This window comes from Anaeromyxobacter sp. (assembly GCA_016718565.1).
Taxonomy (GTDB): Bacteria; Myxococcota; Myxococcia; order Myxococcales; family Anaeromyxobacteraceae; genus JADKCZ01.
Genome location: JADKCZ010000018.1, coordinates 1 through 17,500, shown reverse-complemented (window position 1 = coordinate 17,500; position 17,500 = coordinate 1). Strand labels below are relative to the sequence as shown.

The following is a 17,500-nucleotide window of genomic DNA, read 5'->3' as shown; positions in this document are numbered from 1 at the left end:
TCGCCGCCCGGACGACACGGCCCTCTGCCTGGTCCAGCCCAAGTTCGCGGCACTGGCGCGCGCCAGGGCCGACATCCTGGGCGGGCTGCACCCGGCGCTGCGCGGCCGGATCCGGCTGGTGGAGGGGGACATCACCACGCCGGGCCTCGGGTTGCCTGATCCTGCGGCGGCCGCCGCCGACGTGGTGGAGGTCTTCCACCTGGCCGCCGCCTACGACCTGATGGTCCCGCGGGAGGTCGGGATGGCGGTCAACGTGGCCGGCACCCGCCACCTGCTCGAGTTCGCCGCCCGCTGCGGCCGGCTCGGCCGCTTCCAGTACGTCTCCACCTGCTACGTCTCTGGGCGCCACCCAGGGCTGTTCCTGGAGTCGGACCTGGAGAAGGGGCAGGTCTTCAACAACTTCTACGAGGAGACCAAGCACCTGGCGGAGGTGGAGGTGCGCGCCGCCATGACCGCCGGGCTCCCGGGCACCATCTACCGGCCGTCCATCACGGTAGGCGACAGCCGCAGCGGCGAGACCCAGAAGTTCGACGGGCCCTACTTCATCATCCAGTGGCTGCTGCGCCAGCCCCGGGTGGCGCTGCTGCCGATGGTGGGGGACGGCTCCCACGAGGTGAACCTGGTGCCGCGCGACTTCGTCATCGGGGCCATCGACGCCCTGGCCGGCCTGCCCGGCAGCCTGGGGAAGACCTACCAGCTGGCCGACCCCCGGCCGCTCGAGGTGAAGGCGCTGCTGCACCACCTCTCGGTGGTGACCGGCCGCCACCTGGTGCAGATCCCGCTGCCGGTCGGGCTGGCCAAGTTCTCGCTGGACCACGTGCCGGGCGTGCACGCGCTGCTGCGCATCCCGTCGGCGGCCATCGACTACTTCGTCCACCCGGCCCGCTACGACACCCGCAACGCCCAGTCCGACCTGGTGGGCACCGGGGTGGCGTGCCCGCCGCTCCCGGACTACCTGCCGCGCCTGGTCGAGTTCTTCCGGAACCACCCGGAGATCTCGGCCGCGGCCATGGTCTGAGGCGTCCTCCGGCGCCCGGCGGGGATGAAGTATCATCGCCGGCGCGTTCTGGCCTGAGAGAGGGTGCCCGCCACGGGTGCCCCGGAGAGGGAGCCCTTCGATGAAGTCGCTCGTGCTGCTCGCCCTGCTGGTCTGGTCCACCCCTGGCCTGGCCGCCGAGGCGCCCGCCGTCGGCCCTGGTGCCGCGGCCGCTCCGGCCTCGCCGCCGCAGCCGGCCAGGCCCCCGGCGACCAGGACGCTGACGGGTCAGCCCCCGGCCACCAAGGCTCCACCGGCCAAGGCCAAGGCCAAGCCGGCTGCCAAGGCGCCAGCCAGCGCGGCCCGGCCGCCGGCACCTCGCAAGGCCGCGGGCGCCGGTCCCGTCAAGCGGTCGGAGGCCGGCGAAGCCGCGCCGACCGGGCCCATCGCCATGAAGTCGAGGAAGGCCCACCTCAAGTTCGATCACGCCCAGCACCCGTCGCTCGACTGCGTCCGGTGCCACCAGGGCGTGCCCGGCAAGATCGCGGGACTCCCGCGCGACGCTCCCCACCAGTATTGCGTGGCCTGCCACAAGGCGGAGGGCAAGGGGCCGAAGGCCTGCAAGGAGTGCCACCCCCGCTGAGCCGGGCCGCGGAGTCGAGGCCGGCCCGTGGTCGTGGGGCGCCCCTCGACCTCGGGCCTTCGGCCCGCAGCCCGTCCTGGGCGTCGCCTCACGCCAGCGGGGCGAGGTCGAAGGGCCCGGGGCGAACGGGGAGATCGCGGATCGTGCGTGGCGTCTAGACGGGGGCGGAGGCGGTCGGCGAGGCGCCCGCCACGGCCGCCGCGCCGGGCGCCGAGGGGCCGGCGGCCACCAGGTGCTTCACCTCGGCGTGCCACCGCCAGGTGCGGTAGACCACCGGGTAGACCACCAGCTCGAGCACGAAGGACGTGAAGAGGCCGCCCACCATGGGCGCGGCGATGCGCTTCATGACGTCGGCCCCCGTGCCGGTGGCCCACAGGATGGGCACCAGGCCGACGAAGGTGGTGGCGAAGGTCATGAACTTGGGGCGCAGCCGCTTGGCCGCGCCGGCCATGACGGCCAGGTCGAGGTCGGCCAGGCTGCGCAGGCGGCCCCGCTTCTTGGCGTCCTCGTAGGCCAGGTCGAGGTACAGCAGCATGAACACGCCGGTCTCGGCGTCCAGCCCGAGCAGCGCGATCAGCCCGACCCAGACGCCCACGCTCATGTTGTAGCCGAGCAGCCAGAGCAGCCAGATGGCGCCGATGCTGGAGAAGGGCACCGCCAGGGCCACGATGGCGGTCTTCGTGAAGGAGCGGGTGTTGAGGTAGAGGAGCAGCAGCACCAGCAGCAGCGTGAAGGGGATGACGGTGGCCAGCCGCCTGGCCACCCGCTGCTGCGACTCGTACTGGCCGCTCCAGGTGACGGCGTAGCCGGCCGGCAGGGTGAGCTTCGAGGCCAGCAGGGCGCTGGCCTCCTCGACGTAGCCGACCGGGTCGCGCCCGGCCAGGTCCACGTACACGTAGCCGGTCAGCAGGCCGTCCTCGTTGCGGATCATCGAGGGCCCGGCGGCGGTCCGCAGGGTGGCCAGCTGGGAGAGCGCCACGTGGCGCTGCCCGCCCTCCACCGGGACCAGCACCCGGCCCAGCGCGTCGAGGTCGCTGCGGAAGTCGCGCTGGTACCGCACGTTGACCGGGTAGCGGGCCCGACCCTGGAAGGCGGTGCTGACGTTCTCGCCGCCCACGGCCGCCTGCAGGACCATCTGCGCCTCGTCCACCGTGAGCCCCTCGCGGGCCAGCGCGTCGCGGCGCCACTCCACGTCGAGGAAGTAGCCCCGCCCGGCCCGCTCGGCGAAGACGCTGCGGGTGCCGCGGACCGACGGCAGGATGGCCTCGGCCTGGACGCCGATCCGCTCGATCTGCTCCAGGTCGGCCCCCGACACCTTGAGCCCCACCGGCGTGCGCATGCCGGTGCTGAGCATCTCGATGCGCCCCTTGATGGGCATGGTCCAGGCGTTGGAGACGCCCACCAGCGTGAGCGCCTCGTTCATCTCCGAGACCAGCTGCTCCGGGGAGATGTGGTCCGGGGTGAGGTGGCGGAGGGCCGGCCTGAGGAAGCCGGGCGCCCACCCGGTCCACCAGGTGTCGGCCCTCCGCCAAGCCGCGTGAGGCTTCAGGGTGACCACCGTCTCCAGCATGGAGAGGGGGGCCGGGTCGGTGGCGGTCTCGGCCCGCCCCGCCTTGCCCAGCACCCGGTCCACCTCGGGGAAGCGCTTCAGGATGCCGTCGCTCACCTGCAGCAGCCGCTGCGCCTCGGCGATGGAGAGCCCGGGCACGGTGGTCGGCATGTAGAGGAGCGCCCCCTCGTCGAGGGGCGGCATGAACTCGGAGCCGAGCTGCCGGTAGACGGGGATGGTGGCCAGCACCAGGCCCAGCGCCCCGCCCACCACCAGCAGCCGGTGGCGCAGCGCCCAGGCTACCACCGGCTCGTACGCCGCCATGAGCCAGCGGCTGACCGGGTGGTGCTCCTCGGCGTGGATCTTCCCGCCCACCAGGGCGTTGCTGGCGCGGGCCAGCCAGCGCGGCTTGAAGTCGAAGGTGCGGAAGTGGGTCAAGGTGACGCGCAGGGCCGGATCGAGCGTGATGGCCAGGAAGGCCGCCACCACCATGGCCAGGTTCTTGGTGTAGGCCAGCGGCTTGAAGAGCCGCCCCTCCTGGTCCTCCAGCGCCAGCACCGGCATGAAGGACACGCCGATGACCAGCAGGGCGAAGAAGGAGGTGGGGCCCACCTGCTTCACCGCGGCGATGATCACCTCGACGTAGTCGCCCGGCCGGCCCTCCCGCTCCCACTCCTCCAGCCGCTTGTGGGTCTGCTCCACCACCACGATGGCCGCGTCCACCAGCGCGCCGATGGCGATGGCGATGCCGCCCAGGGACATGATGTTGGCGGTGATCCCCATGGCCTGGAAGGGGATGAAGGAGATCAGCACCGCCACCGGGATGGTGACCAGCGGGATGATGGCGCTCGGCACGTGCCAGAGGAAGAGCAGGATGACCACCGAGACCGTCAGCAGCACCTCCAGCAGGGTGGAGCGCAGGGTGTCGATGGACCGGTCGATGAGCTCGGAGCGGTCGTAGATGGGCACCACCTTGACGCCGGCCGGCAGCCCGGGCGCCACCTGCGCCAGCTTGGCCTTGACCCGGTCGATGACCTGCAGGGCGTTCTCGCCCTGCCGCATCACCACGATGCCGGAGACGGCGTCGCCGGTGCCGTCCAGGTCCACCACGCCGCGTCGCAGCTCCGGGCCGACGACCACCTGGCCCACGTCCTTGACGCGGATGGGGGCGCCGCGCTCGCCGCCGACCACCAGGTCCTCGAAGTCCTGGACGCTGCGGGCATAGCCGCGGCCGCGCACCATGTACTCGGCGCCGGCCACCTCGATGAGGCGGCCGCCGGCGTCGCCGTTGCCGCCCTTGACCGCCTCGACGACCCGCCCGATGGGGATGCCGTGGGCGCGCAGCCGGTTCGGGTCGAGGTTGACCTGGTACTGCTGCACGAAGCCGCCCAGCGAGGCCACCTCGGCCACGCCGGGCACCGAGCGCAGGTGGTAGCGCAGGTACCAGTCCTGGGCGGAGCGGAGCTCGGCCAGGTCGTGGCGCCCGCTGGTGTCCTCCAGCACGTACTGGAAGACCCAGCCCAGGGCGGTGGCGTCCGGCCCCAGCTCGGTCTTCACCCCCTGCGGCAGCGACGAGACCACCGACGAGAGCAGCTCGGTGGTGCGCGAGCGGGCCCAGTAGATGTCGGTGCCGTCCTCGAAGATGACGTAGACGTAGGAGTAGCCGAAGTCGGAGTAGCCGCGCACCGCCTTGACCTTGGGCGCCCCCAGCATGGCGGTGACGATGGGGTAGGTGACCTGGTCCTCCACCAGGTCCGGGCTGCGGTCCCACTTCGAGTAGATGATGACCTGGGTGTCGGAGAGGTCCGGGATGGCGTCGAGCGCCACGTGGCGCATCGACCACCAGCCGGCCAGGCAGCCGGCCACCGCCAGGGCGAAGACCAGGAAGCGGTTGCGGACCGAGAACTCGATGAGCCGGTCGATCATGGCCTGGCCCCGGCCCCGGCGGTGGCCTGCAGGGTGCCGTGGTCGTGGCCGTCGTGGTGCGCGCCGCCGGGCACCCCGGTGGCCGTGAAGGTCGCGGGGGCGGCCTCGAAGCGGATGCGGCAGGCGTCGGAGCAGAAGGCGTAGCGGCGGCCCCGGTGGTCGGCGGTCTTGCCGGCGGCCTGGGCCCTGGCCTCGTCCACGCTCATGCCGCAGACCGGGTCCTTGGCGGAGGCGCCGGCCGGGCCAGCCCCGGCGTCGGCCCCGGTCGCGGTGTGGGCCCCGGCCCCGGCGTCGGCCCCGGTGCCCGGGGCGCCGGTCGGGACGGCGGCGGACCTGAGCTGGCTCTCCGAGTCGACCAGGAAGGCGCCCGCCAGGACGATGCGGTCGCCCGCCTGCAGGCCAGCCACCACCTCCACGCGATCGCCGGCGCGCCAGCCGGTCTGGATGGCCTGGGGCGCGTAGATCCCGTCGCCTCGCTCCACGAAGACGGTGCGGCGCAGCCCGGAGTCGACGATGGCGTCCACCGGCACGGTCAGCGCGGCCGGGCGCTCCACGCTGAGCTCGACGTCCACGTACATGTCGGGCCTGAGCAGGGCGCCGGGGTTCTCGAGCTCGAGCCGGACCTTCAAGGTCCGCGAGGCCGGGTCGAACTGGGGCGGGACCCGGCTCACCACGGCGGTGAGCGTCCCTGGGCGGCCGGGGATGGTGACGGTGGCCCTGGCGCCCGGGCGGGCCAGGGGGGCGTCGCCCTCCAGCAGGTCGGCCAGGATCCAGACCCGGTCGAGGTTGGCGATGCGGAACCACTCGGCGCCCTTGTCGAACTTCTGGCCAGGGGTGACGCTCCGGGCCAGGATCAGGCCGTCGGCCGGCGAGCGGATGTCGATGTCCAGCGGCACCAGGCGGGTCCGCCGCACCTCGTGCATCTGATGCAGCGACATGCCCATGGCGCGGAGCCGCTCGACGACGAACTGCGCGTTCCGGTTGGGCGTGGAGCCGGCGGCCACGATCTGCCCGGTGTCGGCGCGGGCCTGCGGATCGAGGTCGATGACGTCGAGCGCCGTGATGAAGGACTGCAGGGCGGAGCGCATCTCGGCGGAGAAGAAGGCGCCGAGCCGCTGGTCCTTCTTCACGAAGGACCCGGTGGTGACGCTGGCGAGCTCCTGGATGGAGCCCTCCTGGGCCGCGTTGAGGCTGTAGAGGCGGGTCTCGTCGGGGGCCACCCGGCCGAAGAGGCGAACGGTGTGGCTCGAGGCGCCCTTCCCGACCGGGCCGACCTTCACCCCCTGGAGTTGGCGCAGGCCGGCCTCGATGGCCACGGCGCCGGGCGGGAGCGGGGCCACGCCGGCGGCGGCGCGCCCGTCCTGGAAGACGGGCTCGAGCGCCATGCCGCAGCAGGGCGCGGTGCCCGGCGCGTCCGACTTCATGGTCGGGTGCATGGGGCAGGCGTAGTGGCGGATGGCGCGCGCCGCGGAAGCCGGGGCGCCAGACGGGGCCGAGGCCGAGCGACCGGCCAGGAATCCGCCCAGGCCGATGGCCAGGCAGAGGACCACGAGGGAAAGCGTGCGCATCGCGTTCACACCTTTGGGCGAAGGGTGAGGGGCGGGAGGACGGCTGGTGCTGCGGCCGGCGTCGCCCCGGCCCCGAGAGGGCCGAGGCGCGCCGGGGCGGGGCGTCTACGGCTCGATGATCCAGCCGAACATCATGGAGTGGTCCTCGTGGGCCAGGTTGTGGCAGTGGGCCACGTACTTGCCGGTGAAGGTGCGGAAGTTGCGGTACATGCTGACCTCCTCCCCGGCGTCGAGCGCGATGATGTCGTCGCGGGCGAGGTCGTCGGCGTGGCCCGCCACCAGCTCGGCCGGCTGGCCGTCGCGGGTGAGGACCTGGTGCTCCTCCTGGTGGAAGTGCATCGGGTGGCTCCAGCCGCCGGCGGTCTTGACGGTCCAGACCTCGGGCTGGCCACGCTTCACCACCGCCAGCGGAACGGTCGGCTCGAAGGGGTGGCCGTTGATGAGCCACTGGATCTCGCCGCCGAAGCCGCCGCGCTCCAGGTCGAAGGTGCGGCGCGGCAGGGAGGCCAGGTCGGCGGGCCTCGACGGCATGGGCCGCAGCGGCCGACCGACCCTGGGCATGATGCTGGCGTCCGGGGCGTCGTCGCCGATGATGATCTTCATCACCGGGGTCTTGTAGCGGGGGTCGTTGCCGAGCCGGGTGCTGTTGTTGGCCTTGCGCCCGTCCAGCATCTTCATGGTGTTGACCAGCCAGACCACCTCGCCCTTCCTGGTGGCCCGGCCGTCGATCCACTTGGTGAAGTCGATGACCACCTCGTGGCGCATGCCCGGCCAGTTCTCGATGGCGTCGCGCACGATGGCCGAGGGCAGCAGCCCGCCGCCGGTGGCGATCTGGGTCTGGCGCAGCGCCAGGCGGGCGTCGGGCAGCCGGTACTGGCCCTGCAGCTCGCCGCCCGTGTAGCCGAGGTCCACGGCCGCGATCGGCCCGCGGGTCGACCGCATGAACGACAGCTCGAACTGGCGCGCGATGGCGGCGGTGAGGAAGCGGAAGCGGTACTTCCTGCGCTTCACCGTCAGCACCGGGAAGGCGACGCCGTTGACGCAGAAGACGTCGCCCACGAAGCCGTGGTTGGGGAAGTGGCGGAAGAAGGACTTGCCCCACCACTCGGGGTGGGACTCGCCGCAGCCGTTGTGGAAGTCCTGGTGGGGCACGTCGCCGTCGTCGAGGGCCACGTCGTGGATGGCGAGGGGGATGTCGTAGTCCACGTTGAAGGTGCCGTCCGGGTTGTTGCGGCGCACGCCGGGCAGCCGGAGGCCCCTGGTCTCGTCGCCCGGGTCCAGGATCGGGTCGTAGATGGGGTAGAGGCCGGCCATGCCCTTGTAGACGTTGGCGCCGGTGTGCCCCTCGCGGTGGTCGTGGAACCAGAGGAAGGACTGCTTCTCGTTCTCGTCGCCGCCGGCCGGGTAGTTCAGGTAGAGGTTGTCCACCCAGTCGCCCGGCTGGTAGGCCTCCGGCTTGTGGTGCGGGTTGCCGTCGGACTCGGGGGCGGTGTGGCCGTTGTGCAGGTGGGTGAGGAAGCCCAGCTCCGGATCGCCGAAGTCGCCGCGGTCGAGGTTGAGCGGGTTCTCGTCGAGGTGGTTCTCGAAGCGGACCAGGTTCGGCTTGCCGTACTCGGCGTTGATCATCGGGCCGGGGAACTGGCCGTTGAAGCCGTAGATGGTGGTCTTGGGCAGCTGGGGCACCACGGTGCCGGCCGGCACGGTGTTGCCGTCGACGCCGACGTAGGGGACCAGGGTCCGCACCGGCGAGGAGCTGTAGGAGTGCTCCCCCACCTCGAGCTTGAGCCGGTAGACGACCGGCTGCGGCATGTTCTCGCAGAAGGTGCCCACCTGTCCCGGATAGAACTGGTGGGTGCCGCCGTCCACGTCCTGCTGCCCGACGCCCGGGCCGGGCTGGTTGGGCCAGCTGGCCACCGTGGCCGCGGTCTCCGGCGCGACCGCCTGCGGGATGGGCAGCGGGTCGGTGAAGGGCCGGAGGATGAGCGGGCTGACCGGGTAGGCCTCGATGGCGTTCAGGCCGCTGCAGACCGGGACGCCCTGCGCCGCGGCCGGCGTGGGGACGGTCCCGAGCGCGGCGCCCACCACGGTGGCGGCGCCCGAGGCGGCGCCGATCTTGAGGAGGTCGCGGCGGGTCATGCCGCTGGTCGCCTGGCCTTCGGCCTTCTTGGACGGATCACTCATCTCACGGCTCCCCCCCCGACTCCCGGTCGGGTTGCTGGTGTCCCCGGTGTCGCTGTTCCGGGGTGAGGCATGCGGGCAGGCTTCTCGGTGCACGGGCGGAATCTGGCCACTCCGGGGGTTGCGGCAAAGTGCCTGAGCCGCCCCACGACGCCGTGTCACTTGCTTTGGCCTCAAAGCGACGGACCTCCGTCAACGCATGGTTCCAGCGATTCCAGCGCCTTGGCGGGTGCCGGTGCCCGGCCCTCGGGTCGCCGATCGGAGCCACGTCCCGCGATCACCGGACGGGCTCGAGCCGATGGAGTGGGCCATGAGGCGTACGGCACTAGAATCAGCGGCGGAGGTGTACATGTCGGTGCAGCCGTGGTGGTCGAGGACGGGCGTGATCGGGGCCGGCGTGGTGCTCGCCGCGGCCCTCGGGATCTGGCAGGCGGCACGCCTCAGCGACGCGCTCGGGTTCGGGCCGCGCTCCACGGCCGCAGGCGGGGAGGCTGGCGCGGCGCAGGCGGCCGGCGCGGCGAACGCTGAGGCCGGGAGCCCTGGTCGAGAAGGCGGCCCGGGCTCCGACGGCCGCGGGGGCGCGGCGCAGGCTGGGGCGGCGGGCGCTCCAGGCGGAGCCGCGGCCGGTGGGGCATTTTCGGAGGGGATTGCGGCGCACGACGGCGAGCCTCGGACCGAGGCGGAGCGGGAGGCTGCCGAGCGGCTGCAGGGCGAGATGAGCCGCCTCGTCAGCGACCTCGAGTTCACGTCCGGGCGGCGCGAGCCCCCGCAGCAGACGGTGGTGAAGGCGCCTGCCCCCTGGACGCCGCCGCCGGACGCCGGGACCCTCCCCGAGCCCACCATCGAGGTGGTGACGCCGCACCGTGCACCGGCCGCCGGCGGGGTGCAGGTGGTCATCCGCGGGCAGCACCTGCGGGTGTCGCAGGTGATGTTCGGCTCCAGGGCGGCCCGCATCGTGGCCGCCAGCGGTGAGGCGGTGACCGTGGAGGTCCCTGCGGGCAAGCCCGGCCAGGTGACCATCGCCCTCACCAACGCCGACGGGAGCTGGGCGCTGGCCGGCCAGCCCTTCACCTACCTGGAGTGACGAGGCCCGCCGCCGTTGGACCGGCCCGGCGAGCGCTCAGCCGCGCTGGCACTGGCACCCGGGGCGGCGCGCCGTGGTCTCGACGCGCGGCCGCCCGCCCTGCAGCAGCACCCGCCGCCCGAGCGTCTGGCCCGTCCCCGTGCCGATCAGCAGCAGCAGCAGCTCGAGCGCGGCCAGCGAGGCCAGCGCCGAGGCCGCGCCGCCGGCCGGCTGGGCGCGCGCCCCGGGGCGCGCGGCGCAGGCGAAGCAGGGCGCGCCGACCGGGATGGTCACCACCTCTCCGCCCGCGGCGTCGCCGACCGCGACCACATGGGGCAGGCCGGCCAGCCGGGCCCGCTCGGCCGCGGTGCGAGCCACCGCCTCGTTGCCCGAGCAGACCGCGGTGGCCGTCGGCCTGGTGTCGGTGGCGAACGGCCGGACCACCACCGCCGCGCAGGAGGCGCGCACCACCTCGAGGGCGGCGAGCATGCGGGAGCGGCCCTGATCGACGGGGGCGTAGAGCCAGCCGCCCGCGTCCCAGGGATCCACGTCGCCGCCGTCGTCCACGTAGAGCGTGCCGATCCCGGCGCGCGCCAGGGAGAGCAGGGTGGGCCCGGCCAGCGGGCCGGCTCCCACCACGTGGACCCGGGCGCGGGCCAGCCGCGGCAGGCCGGCCTCGCCGTAGCCAGGCAGGGCCTGCTGGCGGGCGAAGCGGGCCGCCGGGTCGTGGGCGGGGCTCACGGGGCGGCCTCCCCGGTCGATGCCCGCGCCGCGATGACGTGCCCGCAGGCGGCGCAGCCAGGCCGCGGCGCCACCGGCACCGTCCGCGACCAGCCGGTGCGGGCCTCGTAGGCGAGGAGCTGGCCGGCGTAGGCGCCCGGGAGGCCGCCGAGGACGCGCGCCGCCTCGATCCCCATGAGCGAGCCGGCCAGCCCGGCCAGGGGGCCGAGCGGGTCGGCGTCGAGGACGCCCGCCTCGGCCGGCGGCGGAGGACCCTCGAAGAGGCAGCGCAGGCAGCCGGTGACGCCGGGCAGGGTGGTCAGGAGCTGGAGCGTGAAGGCCGCGACGGCGCCGTGCACCACCGGCACCCCGAGGGCCACCCCGGCGTCGTTCACCGCGAACATGAGGGGGAACCGCCCGGAGGCCTCCACCACCAGGTCCGCGCCGTGCAGGGCCATTGGGGCGGCGTCGGTGACGAGCGGCTGCTCCACGACCGTGACCTCGAGCGCCGGGAAGAGCCTGGCCAGGGCCAGCGCGGCGGCGGCGGCGCGCGGCTGGCCCACCGAGCCCTCGGCGAGGAGCGGCGCCACCACCAGGTCGGTGGACTCCACCGGGGCCTGGTCGGCGAGGAGGAGGCGCCCGACCCCGGCCGCGGCCAGCGCGTGCGCCGCCGGGCCGCCCAGGGCCCCCAGCCCGAACACCAGCGCCGTCCTGTCCGGCAGATCTCCCAGGGCCCGCCTCATCGCCTACCTCCGAGGCCGCGCAGTGTAGCAGGGCCGAGGCTGAGGCCGGGGCGGCGGGACCCCGTGGTCCGCCTTGCGCCGGCCGTCGCCGGGCGCTACGGGCCTCCTCATGCCCAACCACCAGATCGTGCCGTGCCTCTGGTTCGACGGCCAGGCCGAGCAGGCCGCCGACCTCTACCTCCGGACCTTCCCGAGGGGACGGATCACCGGGACCACCCGCTACCCGGAGTCCCTCGACACCCCAGGCGGCCGGCCGCGCGGCAGCCTGCTCACGGTGGAGCTCGAGCTGGCGGGGCGGCGCTTCACGCTGCTCGACGGCGGCCCGCTCTTCCGGCCCAACCCGAGCATCTCCTTCTTCGTCCACGCCGATACGCCGGCGGAGGCCGACCGGCTCTTCGCGCCGCTCGCCGACGGCGGCCAGGTGCTCATGCCGCTCGACGCCTACCCCTGGAGCGCCCGCTATGGCTGGGTGCAGGATCGCTTCGGCGTCTCCTGGCAGGTGATCGCCGGGCGCCGCCCGCCCGGCGGCGCGGCCATCGCCCCGTGCTTCATGTTCGCGGGGCCGCAGCACGGCCGGGCCGAGGAGGCCATGCGCGCCTGGGCGGGGATCTTCCCGGACAGCCGCCTCGGCGACCTGGAGCGCTACGCGCCGGGGGAGGGTCCGGAGGGCACGGTGAAGCACGGTCGCTTCGTGCTGGCGGGGCAGGATCTGGTCGCCATGGACAGCCACCTGGCCCACGGGCTCACCTTCAACGAGGCGGTCTCGCTGCAGGTGATGTGCGAGGACCAGGCGACGCTGGATCGGGTCTGGGACGCCCTGGCCACCGGCGGCTCCCACGGCCCCTGCGGCTGGCTGAAGGACCGCTTCGGCGTCTCCTGGCAGGTGGTGCCGATCCGCCTCCTGGCGTGGCTGACGGGGGGCGACGCCGCGGCGCGGGATCGGGTCTTCGCGGCGCTGCTGACGATGGAGAAGCTCGACCTGGCGGCGCTGGAGCGCGCCTCCGGGGGAGGGTAGCCGGGCCGCCCAGCGGCTGAGCCGGCGACGGGAGGGGAGCTCCTCCCGGCCGCTCAGGCCAGGAAGTCCTGCAGGTTGGTCTTGCCGAAGCGGCCCCCACCGCTGGCCGCCAGGAGCTGCCTGGCGATGTGCGCCATGAGCCGCTTCACGCCCGTGGTCTTCTCCGGGTCCGTGGCCGGCAGCAGCCGGACCGTGATCTGGCGGTCCTTCTGCGAGAGCTGCACGAAGAAGGACTGCGAGCGCCCCTCCTCCACGGCCACGCAGTCGACCAGCGCGGTGCGCCCCGACCGGTTCAGGTAGAGGTCGACGACCTTGAGGATCTCGGCGCCGGCGCGGGTGGCCGAGAGCGCCACGCCCTGGCTGGCGATCCCGAGGTCGAGCGCCTCCTCGATGACGACGTGTGGCAGAGCGGGCTCCAGGGGGTGAGGCGGGTGGGGCGGAGGTGACGACGGGTGGGAGGTGACCACGCGAGGATACCTGAAGCGGCGGGTCAGGGCGGGCCGGAGGCGGACGCGGCGCGCCTCCGAGCTCACCAGGGCCAGGTCCGTGCCTTCGATGACCACGCTCGTGACACCGCCGCAATCTGCCGCCGTACACACCAGGTCCCTGGCGCCGTCGCGACAGGTGATGGTCGTCGTTCCGTTGCCGGTCGGCGCGCCGAGGCAGGGCTCTGGGCCGGAGGGGGCCCGTGGATCGGGTGGGGCCGGGCCTCCGGAACCTGCCCCGCAGGGGGAGTCCAGTCGACTGGACTGGTCCTGCCGTTCGGCAGGGCAGGGGGGCTCGATCCGGCCTGGTGGACAGGGCGACGACGCTGCTCGCCGGGGAGCTGGACCCCTGCCACGGACTGCGCTGCACGAAGGGCCCCCTCCGGAGCCAAGGCGGATGCACCGGTTGCGCGGCCGCCGCGCCGACCGCATGTCTCACCTCGGGCCATCCCATGGACACCGTCACCCAGTTCGTCATCGGAGCCGCCGCGGGCCAGGTCGTGGGCGGGCGGGCGCTCGGCCGCACGGCGGCGCTGGTGGGCGGGCTGGCCGGGTGGTTGCCGGACGCCGACGTGCTCATCCGCAGCGCCGCAGACCCGCTCCTCGCCATCGAGCAGCACCGCGCCTTCACCCACGCGCTCGTCTTCACGCCCGTGGGTGCAGCGCTCGTCGCGGCGCCGTTCCTGCTGCGCCGCGAGTGGCGGGCCAGGGCGGGGGCGGTCTACGCCGCCGCGCTGGCAGGCTGGGCGACCCACGCCCCCCTCGACGCCTGCACCAGCTACGGCACGCAGCTCCTCTGGCCCTTCTCCGACCAGCGCATCGCCTGGAACGTGGTCTCCATCGTCGACCCGGTGATCACCCTGCCCCTGCTCCTCGGGGTGGTGCTGGCCGCCTGGTTGCGGAGCGCCTGGCCGGCCGCGGCCGCGCTGGCCGTGGCGCTGGCCTGGCTCGGGGTGGGCGCCCTGCAGCACGCCCGCGCCGCCGACGCCCAGGGGGCCTGGCCGCCGCCCGCGGCCACGAGGTGGTGCGTTCCCTCGTCGATCCCTCCCTCGCCAACGTGGTGCTCTGGCGAAGCCTCTACCAGACGCCCGACGGCCGGCTCCACGCCGATGCCCTGCGCCTGCCGCTCGCCGGGGGCACCGTGACGGTGCGCCCCGGGGCCAGCACGCTGGCGGTCCGCGCCGAGGAGCTCACCTCGTTGCCGGCGGCCGCTCCCGCCGCCGTGGCGCGGGCCGCCCGCGTCTGGTTCTGGTTCACCGACGGCTGGGTCGGGAGGCTCCCGGGCGCCGGGCTGGTGCTGGCGGACCACCGCTACGCCGCCGACCCCGCCGGCCTGGCGCCGCTCTGGGCCATGACGCTGCGGCCGGAGGATCCCGTGGCGCCGGTGGGCCGCTCCAGTCCTCGCTTCGAGGACGCGGGCTGGCCGACCTGTGGCGCGAGGTCGCTGGCCGGGACCGGAGACACCTCCCCATCCCCGCGGTCGCGCACCGGCCCGGCGCGCTCTAGGCGGGCGCTCCAGTCACCGCGGTTCCACTGGCCCTTGGAGTCGGGGAGCGGCGGGTGGCGGAAAGCCGCACGCACGCCTGTCCCGGGTGGCTGCTCGCGCCGGAGGCAGAGGCATGGCGACGTTCCTGCTCTGGCTGCTCCTGCTGGTGGTCTGCTGGCCGCTCGCGCTGTTCGCGCTCGTGCTCCACCCGGTGGTGTGGCTCCTGCTGCTCCCCTTCCGCCTCCTTGGGCTGGCCGTGGACGGCGTGCTCGGGCTCCTCCAGGCCGTGCTGCGCCTGCCGGCGCGCCTGCTCGGCGGCCCGAGCGCCGTTCGCGGGGGCTGACCGGGCGCGGCATCGCCGGCGCGCGGAGGCCGTGCCGGGCACCAGCGCGAGGGGGCCGTGCGCTGCCCCCGCGACCCTTCGACTTCCCTGCACGGGCGGAGAACGGACCTCACCGCGTGGGTCAGGCCCGGGCTCCGCTGGTCCGGCCCCTCGCCCCGGCTCCCGAAGTGGTCCACCCACTATTCGCGGAGTGGACCTTTCGAGGCCGACGGAAGGGTGAGAAGCCACGGGCTCGCGAGAGCGCCGGGGCCTCTGGCTCCAGCCGGGAGACTGGAGATGCCGATGGGCTACCTTCGTGCGCCGTGGGTCCTGGTCTTCGCGGCTTGGCTGACCGGTTGCGGCAACGGGGAACCCCGCCTCTGGACCGGGGCCAGTGGCGCGGCTCGAGGTCACCCCTGCGGCGGTGGTGCTGAGGAGCGCGAGCGAGACGATGGCCCTGAAGGTGCGCTTCGACGCCCGCGGGGTGGAGATCCTGGCCTCGCCCCCGGTCTTCGCCTCATCTCGCGCCGCCGAGGTGGCGGTCTCGGCAGTGGCGTCGTGAGCGCCCTGGGGCGACCGGCTCGGCGTTGATCGCGGTGCGCGCGTCGGCGAGATCGAGCGCCGCCCGTCACGGCCCTGGTGGTTCGCCTGAAGGACGGCGTGACGCCCATCCCGGACGACCAGATCGCCACGGCCCCGTTCGACTGTCTCGAGCACGCCCGCCTCGGACCAGATCCGCTTCTGCCCTGAGGGCGCGCCGCCCATCTCCCACGGGTGCGCTGCTGGTCGGCACGGGCTCGACGGCGCTGGCCGGCCGCGTGCTGGGCGTCAGGCCTGCCGGCGGAGACACCGAGGTCGACCTGAGCTTCTGCCGACCACCGCGCTGGTGCAGGATCTCTCGATCGACCTTCGGTTCAGCCCGCAGCAGGTCCAGTGGCAGCGCCAGGCGCCGGGCTCGACCCAGCGGGTTGGCGCCGTTCGCGGGATCGTGAACAGCGTCAAGCCGCTGGGCGCCTTCGCCTGCAGGAGCGAGGCCGACCTGGCGCCGTTGACGGGCGAGTTCGAGGCGACGCTGACACCCCCGCAGGTCGGATTCTCCATCGTCGACAAGATCGTGGACGGCCGGCGCGTGGCGAGCGAGGTCATGGCCGAGGGGACGGTGCAGGCCAAGGCCAAGGCGGTCTTCCGGCTCGGCGCCGCGGTCGCTGGGCCATCACCTGCGACCTCGACTTCGGCCGGCTGACGCTGCCCGTGGCCGGCCTGTCTCCATCGTGGTGGCCCCAGCCCCCCGCTGCGGTTCACCTCGCAGCTGGCGCCGGCGCGGTGAGCGTGGGCCGCGTTCACCGGCGTGGAGGGTACGCCGACGGCCATGCCGGCTGCTCGGCTGGCGCATGCCTGAAGGCAGCGACGCGATCGAGGGCTTTAAGACGTGCGACGTGACCCACGACCTCACCCGCACCGTTTCCTCCCCACCGACGCGGGCATCCGCGCCAAGGCGGCGCTGTTCTTCGGCCTGGGGTCCGGGCTGGACCAGCTTCGGCAACGGGGACCACCGCCCTGGCCAGCTGGAACTCATCTAGCTGGAGGCCGGCCCCGAGTTCGAGCTCAAGACGGGCTCGCTGTACGAGGTGGCCATCGACGGCATCTGGCAACAGCGAGTACGAGCTGAGGTTCAAGCCGCGGTCAGCCCGGGGCGACCATCGAGAGCGCCATCGAGCACTTCTTCCTGAGCGGCAAGGCGGTGGACCTGACGGCCAAGATCGAGGTGCCGCTGGCGCGCTCGCCGCAGTCCCGGGCCGTCAAGGCCGATCGGGCCAGCTTCGTAAGGCCGGGGACACGTTGAACTTCACGGTCGCGCTCGACCCCGCGAACGGGCGTTTCCTGGTGTGGGCTACAACCTCAGCGAGGTCCGCATCTATCGACTGAGCCAGGACACGCCCACCGGGCGGAGCTGATCGCCAGTACGCCAGCGCAGGTTTACGCTGGAGCGTCCTGGCGGATGGCCACCGGTCCCGGCGAGGTCGTGGACGTTTATACCGCGCGCTCGAACTTCCACGCCTACTTCGTCGACGCCGTTCTCGACGCCGTCGGGGGTCTTCCCCCTTCGAGCAGGGCCTGCGGTGATTCACGTTCGCAACCTCGACGGCGCTGGCTCACGTGGGCGCCGGTGGGGATCCCACGACGGCCGGGGCAGTGCTGTTCGAGGTCGCGTTTGCTGGCGAGACCGTGGCGGTCGCAACCGGTAATCCTACCATTTGCTTGACGGACGCCGGCCTGTCGTGGTCCCCGGTCGCACTGCCGAGCGGGTCTCGTCACTTAGGGTCGCCTTTGGGTGACGCGCTCCATGGAGTGGCCAGCGGTGGTGGGTTCCTCCCTGACCACGGCGGACGGAGGCTTTCACCTGGGTGGTCGAGTCGACACCATCGGTTGCTATTCGATGCGGTACGGCACCGATACCATCCCGGCTAACGACTTTTTCTGGCGCGACGCTGCGCAGCGCCGACGGGGGGCGGACGCGGCGGGAAGGCAACGCGTGGTGGCGCGTTCATCGCGAACAACTTCGATACCGACGGCCACGGCGGCGGTCGTTGGGTCGAACGGCTCCAACGCCCTGTGGCACTCGTTCGACGGTGCGACCGTGGCCGTCTGCCAGAGTCGCGCAGGACACGAAGTACGTCACGCCCGAGAGGTCATCGGGGGTGGGCCGTCGGCGGGAAGACGTTCATGATCGGGTTCGCTGGCGGCTTCCTCCGCAGCACCGGATCAAGGCATCACGGGGACGAAGATCGCCGTAAACGGCGGGCCGACGCGGCTTTCAGATTCGCT

13 protein-coding genes (1 of these 13 cut by a window edge) are annotated in these 17,500 nt (G+C 73.4%); 7 read left to right on the top strand and 6 right to left on the bottom strand.

Annotation, left to right across the window (positions count from 1 at the left end):
• Together IPO09_19185 and IPO09_19180 are read left to right on the top strand one after the other, a co-directional pair.
• Nucleotides 1-1,018 carry the 3' portion of an SDR family oxidoreductase gene (locus IPO09_19185; GenBank protein ID MBK9519420.1) on the top strand. 68 nt of this gene lie to the left of the window's left edge, so 1,018 of the gene's 1,086 nt are visible here — the last part of the coding sequence; the start codon falls outside the window, past its left edge; its stop codon occupies nucleotides 1,016-1,018.
• A gap of 100 nt (nucleotides 1,019-1,118) precedes the next feature.
• The gene (locus tag IPO09_19180) at nucleotides 1,119-1,619 is read left to right on the top strand and encodes a hypothetical protein (GenBank protein MBK9519419.1); all 501 of its coding nucleotides are present in this window, start codon (nucleotides 1,119-1,121) and stop codon (nucleotides 1,617-1,619) included.
• 154 nt (nucleotides 1,620-1,773) lie between these two features.
• On the opposite strand, the gene IPO09_19175 is transcribed toward IPO09_19180, so the two are convergent.
• The 3 genes from IPO09_19175 to IPO09_19165 all read right to left on the bottom strand — a co-directional run bounded on the left by IPO09_19175 (nucleotide 1,774) and on the right by IPO09_19165 (nucleotide 8,843).
• A complete protein-coding gene (locus IPO09_19175) occupies nucleotides 1,774-5,094 on the bottom strand; it encodes an efflux RND transporter permease subunit (GenBank protein ID MBK9519418.1) in 3,321 nt (1,106 codons plus the stop codon).
• Entirely contained in the window at nucleotides 5,091-6,662 is a 1,572-nt protein-coding gene (locus IPO09_19170; protein ID MBK9519417.1) for an efflux RND transporter periplasmic adaptor subunit, read from the bottom strand. Before IPO09_19170 ends, IPO09_19175 begins: the two co-directional genes overlap by 4 nt.
• 105 nt (nucleotides 6,663-6,767) lie before the next feature.
• The gene (locus tag IPO09_19165) at nucleotides 6,768-8,843 is read right to left on the bottom strand and encodes a multicopper oxidase domain-containing protein (protein MBK9519416.1); all 2,076 of its coding nucleotides are present in this window, start codon (nucleotides 8,841-8,843) and stop codon (nucleotides 6,768-6,770) included.
• A 712-nt stretch (nucleotides 8,844-9,555) separates the two neighbouring features.
• Between IPO09_19165 and IPO09_19160 the strand changes: the two genes are divergently transcribed.
• On the top strand, nucleotides 9,556-9,924 hold the full coding sequence (locus IPO09_19160; protein MBK9519415.1) for an IPT/TIG domain-containing protein: 369 nt from the start codon (nucleotides 9,556-9,558) through the stop codon (nucleotides 9,922-9,924).
• 36 nt (nucleotides 9,925-9,960) lie between these two features.
• Here the strand turns inward: IPO09_19160 and IPO09_19155 are convergent, their stop codons facing one another.
• On the bottom strand, nucleotides 9,961-10,644 hold the full coding sequence (locus IPO09_19155; GenBank protein MBK9519414.1) for a ThiF family adenylyltransferase: 684 nt from the start codon (nucleotides 10,642-10,644) through the stop codon (nucleotides 9,961-9,963).
• The gene (locus IPO09_19150) at nucleotides 10,641-11,366 is read right to left on the bottom strand and encodes a ThiF family adenylyltransferase (protein MBK9519413.1); all 726 of its coding nucleotides are present in this window, start codon (nucleotides 11,364-11,366) and stop codon (nucleotides 10,641-10,643) included. The genes IPO09_19155 and IPO09_19150 overlap by 4 nt, the downstream gene beginning before the upstream one ends.
• A 109-nt stretch (nucleotides 11,367-11,475) precedes the next feature.
• On the opposite strand from IPO09_19150, the gene IPO09_19145 reads away from it, so the two are divergent.
• Nucleotides 11,476-12,381 (top strand): VOC family protein, encoded by a 906-nt coding sequence (locus IPO09_19145; GenBank protein MBK9519412.1) that lies wholly within the window; start codon nucleotides 11,476-11,478, stop codon nucleotides 12,379-12,381.
• A 53-nt stretch (nucleotides 12,382-12,434) separates the two neighbouring features.
• Here the strand turns inward: IPO09_19145 and IPO09_19140 are convergent, their stop codons facing one another.
• Nucleotides 12,435-12,848: a hypothetical protein gene (locus tag IPO09_19140; GenBank protein MBK9519411.1), complete on the bottom strand. Its 414-nt coding sequence runs from the start codon at nucleotides 12,846-12,848 to the stop codon at nucleotides 12,435-12,437.
• Nucleotides 12,849-13,318: 470 nt separating this feature from the next.
• Here IPO09_19140 and IPO09_19135 point away from each other — a divergent pair, with 470 nt between their 5' ends.
• The 3 genes from IPO09_19135 (at nucleotide 13,319) to IPO09_19125 (ending at nucleotide 15,917) form a co-directional block, all read left to right on the top strand.
• Complete coding sequence (locus IPO09_19135) at nucleotides 13,319-14,011, top strand: metal-dependent hydrolase (GenBank protein MBK9519410.1); 693 nt, start codon at nucleotides 13,319-13,321, stop codon at nucleotides 14,009-14,011.
• A 474-nt stretch (nucleotides 14,012-14,485) separates the two neighbouring features.
• Nucleotides 14,486-14,695: a hypothetical protein gene (locus tag IPO09_19130; GenBank protein ID MBK9519409.1), complete on the top strand. Its 210-nt coding sequence runs from the start codon at nucleotides 14,486-14,488 to the stop codon at nucleotides 14,693-14,695.
• Nucleotides 14,696-15,560: 865 nt separating this feature from the next.
• Nucleotides 15,561-15,917: a hypothetical protein gene (locus tag IPO09_19125; protein MBK9519408.1), complete on the top strand. Its 357-nt coding sequence runs from the start codon at nucleotides 15,561-15,563 to the stop codon at nucleotides 15,915-15,917.
• Nucleotides 15,918-17,500 lie beyond the last annotated feature (1,583 nt).

What these genes read in the sequence shown, in the direction of transcription:
- IPO09_19145 (MBK9519412.1), top strand. Translation starts at nt 11,476, where the DNA reads ATGCCCAACCACCAGATCGTGCCGTGCCTCTGGTTCGACGGCCAGGCC.
- IPO09_19130 (MBK9519409.1), top strand. Translation starts at nt 14,486, where the DNA reads ATGGCGACGTTCCTGCTCTGGCTGCTCCTGCTGGTGGTCTGCTGGCCG.
- IPO09_19135 (MBK9519410.1), top strand. Translation starts at nt 13,319, where the DNA reads ATGGACACCGTCACCCAGTTCGTCATCGGAGCCGCCGCGGGCCAGGTC.
- IPO09_19175 (MBK9519418.1), bottom strand. Translation starts at nt 5,094, where the DNA reads ATGATCGACCGGCTCATCGAGTTCTCGGTCCGCAACCGCTTCCTGGTC.
- IPO09_19170 (MBK9519417.1), bottom strand. Translation starts at nt 6,662, where the DNA reads ATGCGCACGCTTTCCCTCGTGGTCCTCTGCCTGGCCATCGGCCTGGGC.
- IPO09_19180 (MBK9519419.1), top strand. Translation starts at nt 1,119, where the DNA reads ATGAAGTCGCTCGTGCTGCTCGCCCTGCTGGTCTGGTCCACCCCTGGC.
- IPO09_19165 (MBK9519416.1), bottom strand. Translation starts at nt 8,843, where the DNA reads ATGAGTGATCCGTCCAAGAAGGCCGAAGGCCAGGCGACCAGCGGCATG.
- IPO09_19160 (MBK9519415.1), top strand. Translation starts at nt 9,556, where the DNA reads ATGAGCCGCCTCGTCAGCGACCTCGAGTTCACGTCCGGGCGGCGCGAG.
- IPO09_19150 (MBK9519413.1), bottom strand. Translation starts at nt 11,366, where the DNA reads ATGAGGCGGGCCCTGGGAGATCTGCCGGACAGGACGGCGCTGGTGTTC.